This window comes from Streptomyces sp. 13-12-16, from assembly GCF_002114215.1.
GTDB lineage: Bacteria > Actinomycetota > Actinomycetes > Streptomycetales > Streptomycetaceae > Streptomyces.
In genome coordinates this window covers 1-7,121 of the sequence record NZ_NCTE01000622.1, presented here as the reverse complement: position 1 = coordinate 7,121, position 7,121 = coordinate 1, and the positions used below count along the sequence as shown (strand labels likewise).

Annotated in this window: 4 protein-coding genes and 2 pseudogenes; 4 read left to right on the top strand and 2 right to left on the bottom strand. The window is 72.9% G+C overall.

Features of this window, described 5'->3' with window-relative positions; translation table 11 throughout:
* Both B7767_RS47390 and B7767_RS24465 read right to left on the bottom strand, forming a co-directional pair.
* Positions 1-250 (bottom strand): annotated as a pseudogene (locus B7767_RS47390) (hypothetical protein); the annotation flags it as partial.
* A 13-nt stretch (positions 251-263) separates the two neighbouring features.
* Entirely contained in the window at positions 264-2,642 is a 2,379-nt protein-coding gene (locus tag B7767_RS24465) for a SpoIIE family protein phosphatase (RefSeq protein WP_085574095.1), read from the bottom strand.
* A 221-nt stretch (positions 2,643-2,863) separates the two neighbouring features.
* Here B7767_RS24465 and B7767_RS24460 point away from each other — a divergent pair, with 221 nt between their 5' ends.
* From B7767_RS24460 to B7767_RS24445, 4 genes and pseudogenes are all read left to right on the top strand, one after another.
* A complete protein-coding gene (locus B7767_RS24460) occupies positions 2,864-5,107 on the top strand; it encodes a glycoside hydrolase family 9 protein (RefSeq protein ID WP_085574094.1) in 2,244 nt (747 codons plus the stop codon).
* Positions 5,108-5,225: 118 nt separating this feature from the next.
* Entirely contained in the window at positions 5,226-5,471 is a 246-nt protein-coding gene (locus B7767_RS24455; protein ID WP_030863804.1) for a hypothetical protein, read from the top strand.
* 3 nt (positions 5,472-5,474) lie between these two features.
* Positions 5,475-5,852, top strand: coding sequence for a toxin Doc (locus B7767_RS24450; protein ID WP_085574093.1), 378 nt, complete (start codon positions 5,475-5,477; stop codon positions 5,850-5,852).
* A 397-nt stretch (positions 5,853-6,249) separates the two neighbouring features.
* Positions 6,250-7,121 (top strand): annotated as a pseudogene (locus B7767_RS24445) (hydrolase); the annotation flags it as partial.

Here is a 7,121-nt window from a genome sequence, read left to right as displayed (position 1 = left end):
TGCGGCACCGGGACGCCGGGCGGTCCGTGTGCCCGGCGGACGTCGGGGACCGGTCGTTCGTGGAACCGGCGGCGTCGCTCGGGACGGCGCTGTGCGGGGACTCCCCGGCCGGCCGTCCGGCGGACGCGGAGGGCCGCGGGGAGGGGTCCCCGGCCCCGCTCCCGCTCTCGGTGCCGCAGGAGGTCAACGCGCCCAGCAGGACCAGCGCGCCCGCCGTCACCGCCGTCGCGTGCCGTGACCCGTTCGCCATGCTTCACCTCGTGTCACATCTCGTCCACCAGGGCCAGTTCCGACCAGATGGTCTTGCCGTCGGCGGTGTGTCTGCTGCCCCAGCGCTGGGTGAGCTGGGCGACCAGCAGCAGGCCCCGGCCGCCCTCGTCCCAGGTCTTGGCCCGCCGCAGGTGCGGCGCCGTGTGGCTGGTGTCGGACACCTCGCAGATCAGCGTCGAGGCGTCGTGGATCAGCCGCAGCCGGATGGGCGGGGCGCCGTACCGGATGGCGTTGGTGACCAGCTCGCTCACCACCAGCTCCGCCGTGAACGACGCCTCGGTCAGCGCCCAGGTGGCCAGTTGGTCGAGGACCTGCTTGCGGATGGGGGCGACCAGCGCGGGATCGGCGGGGATGTCCCAGGTGGCGACCTGCGCGGACGGCAGACCGTGGGTGCGGGCCAGCAGCAGGGCCACGTCGTCCTTGGCGCCGCCCGGCGCGAGCACGGTGTGCAGGACCCGGTCGCAGGTCTCGTCGAGCGGGCCGACGGCGTTGGACAGCGCCTCGCGGAGCAGGGCGTGACCGGCCTCGGCGTCCCGCCCGCGGGACTCGACCAGCCCGTCGGTGTAGAACGCCAGCACCGCGTCGTCGGGCAGCTCCAGCTCGACCGACTCGAAGGGCAGACCGCCCAGGCCCAGCGGCGGCCCTGAGGGCAGTTCGAGGTGCCGGGCCGGACCGCCCGGCGGGATCAGGACCGGCGGGGGATGCCCCGCCCGGGACAGGGTGCAGCGCCGTGACACCGGGTCGTACACCGCGTACAGACAGGTCGCGCCGACCTCGCCCGCCCCGGGGTCGTCGCCCGATTCGTGCGAGAGGTGGAGCACCAGGTCGTCGAGGTGGGTGAGCAGTTCGTCGGGCGCGAGGTCGATGTCGGCGAGGGTGCGCACTGCCGTGCGCAGCCGGCCCATGGTCGCGGACGCCTGGATGCCGTGCCCGACGACGTCCCCGACCACCATGGCCACCCGCATCCCGGACAGCGGGATCACGTCGAACCAGTCGCCGCCCACGCCGGAGCGCGCGGCCGGCAGATAGCGGGTGGCCGCCTCCACGGCGGCCGTGCGCGGCAGGGTGCGGGGGAGCAGGCTGCGCTGGAGCGCCAGGGTGGTCTCGCGTTCGCGGGAGTAGCGGCGGGCGTTGTCGATGCAGACGGCGGCGCGCGCGGTCACCTCCTCGGCCAGCAGCACGTCGTCGTGGGTGAACGGCTCGGGACGGGTGAAGCGGGTGAAGGCGGCCACCCCGAGCGTCGTACCGCGCGCCTGGAGCGGGACCGACAGCATGGAGTGGACGCCGTACGTCCTGACCTGCAGGGCGCGTGCCTCGTCCACCGCGAGCCACGGGTCGAGGTCGCCGGAGGGCACCGAGGCCACGATGCTGTGGCCGGCGATCAGCGAGTCGGCCTGGGGCGCGGCGGCCGGGTAGACGACCACCTCGCCGACGCGGGCGACCGACTCGGGGCTGCCCGGTGTGAGGGACTGGTGGGCGACCCGGCGCAGCGAGACCGGCGTGGTCAGCGGGCCGGCGGGCTCGCCCCCGGGCTCCTCGGGCTCCAGCAGGTCCACGCTGACGAAGTCGGCGAGCGCGGGCACGCACACCTCGGCCAGCTCTTGCGCCGTCCGGGCGACGTCCAGGGTGGTGCCGATGCGGATGCTGGCCTCGTTGACCAGTTGCAGCCGCTCCCGGGCCCGGTACTGCTCGGTGAAGTCGTGGGCCGTCACGCACACGCCCCGTACCCGGCCGGACCGGTCGGTGAGCGGTGCGAGCCGGGCCAGCCAGGCGTGCGCGCGGTTCTCGCCGGTGGCCTTCATGTACGTCTGCATGTCGTGCGGGCGGCCGGTGCGCAGCACCTGGGCCAGGTGCCGCTCGAGTTCGGCGTGCTGGGGCCGGCCGCCGATGTCGGTGGGCCTGAGCCCTCGCAGGTGGGGGGCGGGCAGGCCGAGGAGGTGGGCCATGGCGTCGTTGACCCCGCGCAGGCGCAGCTCCTCGTCGAAGACCATCGTGGCGCAGGGCGACTGGAACACGGCCGTCCTGACCAGCGGATCGTCGGGCAGTTCCTGGTCCGTGGCCTCCAGCGGGGTGACGGCGAGCCACTCACCGGGGCCCTCGTCCGCCGGCTGTCTGTGGTGGGCGAGCACCCACACCGTGACGGTGGAGCCGTCGCGGTGCCGCAGGGCGAGGGTGCCGCTCCAGCGGGCGGCCGGGAGCCGGGGCGGACCCGAACCCCCGGCCAGCAGGTCGGCGGCCGGGCGGCCGAGGACCTCCTCGGCCGGGTGTCCCAGCAGCAGGCGCGCGCCCTCGCTCCACCGCGCGAGCGTGCCGTCGGCGGCGATGACGGCCCGGGCCGTCACGGCATCGTCGAACGGGTCGTCCGGCCTCATCGTCGCCACTCCATCGCGCACACTCACCGTGAACCGGTGTATCGCCTGAGTTCCAGCCTAGTGGGTCGCGGCCCGGCGCGGACGGCGAACCTCCGCTCCGGATGACCGCCATCAGTCCTGTCCCAACCGTTGACGGAGTGTCACACCTGCCACAACCATGTTCTGCGCACGGGAGTGGGAGCGCTCCCAAAACCCCGCACCTCCCCAAGAGGAGCCCATACGTGAACAGACGCAGAACCGCTCTGCTGTCCCTCACCGGCCTGCTGGCGACCGCGCTCACCGCGCTGCCCGCCGCCCCGGCCGGGGCGGACGAGGTCGAGCAGGTGCGCAACGGAACCTTCGACACCGGCACCGACCCCTGGTGGGCCTCCGCCAACGTCACCGCGGGCCCGTCCGACGGACGCCTGTGCGCCGACGTCCCCGGCGGCACCGCCAACCGCTGGGACGCGGCCGTCGGCCAGAACGACATCACCCTGGTGAAGGGTGAGTCGTACCGCTTCTCCTTCAGCGCCACCGGCTCGCCCGCGGGTCATGTCGTGCGGGCGATCGTCGGTCTCCAGGTGGAGCCGTACGACACCTACTACGAGGTGTCCCCGCAGGTCAGCGTCTCCGGGGACACCTACTCGTACACCTTCACCTCGCCCGTCGACACCGCGCAGGGCCAGGTCGGCTTCCAACTCGGCGGCAGCGCGGACCCCTGGCGGTTCTGCGTGGACGACGTGTCCCTGCTGGGCGGGGTCGCCCCCGAGCCGTACGAGCCCGACACCGGGCCCCGGATCCGCGTCAACCAGGTCGCCTACCTGCCCTCCGGGCCGAAGAACGCCACCCTGGTCACCGACGCGACCGAGCGGCTGCCCTGGCGGCTGGAGGACGACGACGGCCGGGCCGTCCGGCACGGCTGGACCGTGCCGCGCGGCACCGACGGCTCCTCCGGGCAGAACGTCCACTCCATCGACTTCGGCGGCCACCGCAAGCGGGGCACCGGGTACACCCTGGTCGTGGACGGCGAGACCAGCCGGCCCTTCGACATCGACGCGAGCGCCTACGAACGGCTGCGGCTGGACTCGGCGAAGTACTACTACACCCAGCGCAGCGGCACGGCGATCCGCGACGACCTGCGCCCCGGCTACGGCCGCCCGGCCGGGCACGTGGACGTCGCCCCCAACCAGGGCGACGGTGACGTGCCCTGCCAGCCGGGCGTCTGCGACTACACCCTCGACGTCACCGGCGGCTGGTACGACGCCGGGGACCACGGCAAGTACGTCGTCAACGGCGGCATCAGCACCTGGGAGGTGCTCAGCACCTACGAACGCGCCCGGCACGCCCGCACCGGTGAGGCCGACAAGCTCGGCGACGGCACGCTGAACATCCCGGAGAGCGGAAACAAGGTCCCGGACATCCTCGACGAGGCCCGCTGGGAGCTGGAGTTCCTGCTGAAGATGCAGGTCCCCGAGGGCGAGCCGCTGGCCGGCATGGCCCACCACAAGATCCACGACGAACAGTGGACCGGACTGCCGCTGCTGCCCAGCGACGACCCGCAGAAGCGGGAACTGCACCCGCCGACCACCGCCGCCACCCTCAACCTCGCGGCCACGGCCGCCCAGGCGGCACGGCTGTACCGCTCCTACGACAAGGAGTTCGCGGCCGAGACCCTGGCCGCCGCGCGCAAGGCCTGGACGGCGGCCCTCGCCCACCCGGACGTCCTCGCCGACCCGAACGACGGCATCGGCGGCGGCGCCTACAACGACGACACCGTGGCCGACGAGTTCTACTGGGCGGCCGCCGAGCTGTACATCACCACGGGGGAACGCCGGTTCAAGGAGTACGTCCTGAACTCCCCGGTGCACACCGCCGACATCTTCGGCCCCCTCGGCTTCGACTGGGCCCGCACCGCCGCGGCCGGCCGGCTCGACCTCGCCACCGTGCCCAACCGGCTCCCCGGCCGGGACAAGGTCCGCCGCTCCGTCGTCGAGGGCGCCGACGCCTACCTGGCCACGCTGGAGGCCCACCCGTACGGCATGCCGTACGCGCCGGCCGGCAACGTCTACGACTGGGGCTCCAGCCACCAGGTCCTCAACAACGCGGTCGTCCTCGCCACCGCCTACGACCTCACCGGTGCGCGGAAGTACCGGGACGGCGCGCTGCAGAGCATGGACTACATCCTGGGCCGCAACGCCCTCAACATGTCGTACGTCACCGGCTACGGCGAGGTCAACGCGCACAACCAGCACAGCCGCTGGTACGCCAACCAGCTCGACCCGAACCTGCCGGCCCCGCCCGCCGGCACGCTCTCCGGCGGACCCAACTCCAGCATCCAGGACCCCTTCGCCCAGTCGAAACTCCAGGGCTGCGTCGGTCAGTTCTGCTTCATCGACGACATCCAGTCCTGGTCCACCAACGAACACACCATCAACTGGAACGCGGCTCTGACCCGCATGGCCTCCTTCGTGGCCGACCAGGGCTGACACCCCTCCCCGCGGGGGCCGGCGGCCACTCGGCCGCCGGCCCCCTTTCGGTACCCCCTCGCATATCGCCTGAGCTGCGCATATTTACGATCCAGTACCCGAGCGGTACCGTGAGAGCATGCCAGCTCTCAACGTGGAGTTCAGCGACCGCGAGCTCGAGGACCTGCGGCAGATCGCCAAGGAACGCGGTACGTCCATGAAGGCGCTCGTGCGGGAGGCGGCCGCGGCGGACATAGCCCGCCACCGCGCCCTGCAGGAGGGCGCCGAGGCCTTCCGCCGGTTCTTCGCCTCCCACGCCGACGAATTCGCCGCCGCCTTCCCGGACGACGAACCCTCCGCCAGGGGCGCGGGGCGGGCCGCCTGACCGATGGCACCCTTGCTCCACATCGACGTGCCCTGGCTGCTCCAGCGGCACGAGGAGGTCCTCCCGGACCAGCCCACCATCAACGACTTCTCCGCCCTCGTCGCGGCCGTCGCCCGCCACCGCGTGGACCCGCCCCGGCTGGGCGTCGACTCCGACCCGGCCTGGCGGGCGGCGGCCCTGCTGCACACCCTCGCCGTGCTCCGGCCGCTGCCCTCGGCCAACGCCCGCTTCGCCTGCGCCACGGCGGTCGCCTACATGTTCGTCAGCGGGGTCGGCATCGACCCGCCCTACGGCGCCCTGGTCGATCTGGCGCGCGACCTGATCTCCGGCGAGGCGGACGTCTACGGCGCGGCCGACCGGCTGCGCTCCTGGCAGATCTGAACCGCGCCGGACGAGCCGCGCGGGACGCCGGGGCCCTCTCGGGGGCCCTTGTGCCGGGCCGGACGTGAACGGCCGTGCCGGGCCGGACGTGAACGGCGTGAAAACCCGGACCGAAAACCGGAGCGAGGGCCGCGGCCCGGTCTTCCTTTCTGACTTTCTGTCAACGCGCGGATGTTGCCCGAGCGCCTTGTTGGCCGAGTGCGGGTTGTGCGAGAGTGAGCCACCCGTGCGGGGGGTAATGGCCGGGGTCGCACGCGAGTCGATGAACCGGGTCCGATTCACCGTCGGTGAATTCGCGCCCCCCGTGCCCCGCCAAAGAGGTATGCACCAATCGGTCTTCCTTTTCGGCGTCGGAAACCCTCGAATGGCACATGCGCTGTGGGAAGGAACCATCTCAGTGCACACCCCCCACCCCCCTCGGCCCCCGTATCCCCCGCCCGGCGGGGATCCGGGGGAATCCGACGAGTTCCTCGCCGCCCGGCTGCGGAACCGTCCGGAGGGCGAGGCCGCCCACTCCGTCGCGCTGCTGACGGCGCGGCACTGGCAGTCGATGCACGACTACGCGGCCGTCTGCCTCGCGTCGTCGGGGCAGCTCGCCGCCATGGTCACCGCGGCCGCCCTGCACCGGGCGCTGGACCGGGTCGCCGTCGGCGAACCGGCCGTCGCGCTCCGGCCCGTACTGCTGGTGGCCGTGCGGGACACGGTCCGCGAGTGGGCCGCGGACGACCGAATAACCGGAGTTATGCCGGAGCTGCAGAAACCGGCCGGCGGGCGCGGCATGCGCGCGGCGAACACCATGACTCCGGAAAATCGCTCACTCGCTCAACGGGCATTCCGGTCGCTGCCCGCACGCGCGCGCTGTTTGCTCTGGCACGTCGAGGTCGAGGCCGAGCCGATTTCCGTACCGGCCGGTCTGCTCGGCATGGACCTCGCCGTCGCGTCGGGCGCGCTCGAACAGGCACGTGACAAATTCCGTCAAGGTTGTGTCCACGCCCATCAGGAACTGGCACCGACGAAGGACTGCCGCTTCTACAACCGCCTCCTCGACGTCCCGATCCGCCGGGGCGGAGCCCTGCTGCCGGACGTCCGTCAGCACCTGGCGGAGTGCCGCCACTGCCGGAACGCGGCCGAGCAACTGAGCCACTTCGAGGGCGGCCTGGGCCCGCTGATCGCCGAGGCGGTGCTCGGGTGGGGGGCCCGGCGCTACCTCGACTCGCGTCCGGGGCGCACGACGGCCGGCCCGCGCGGCGGACGCGCCGCCCGCCGCCG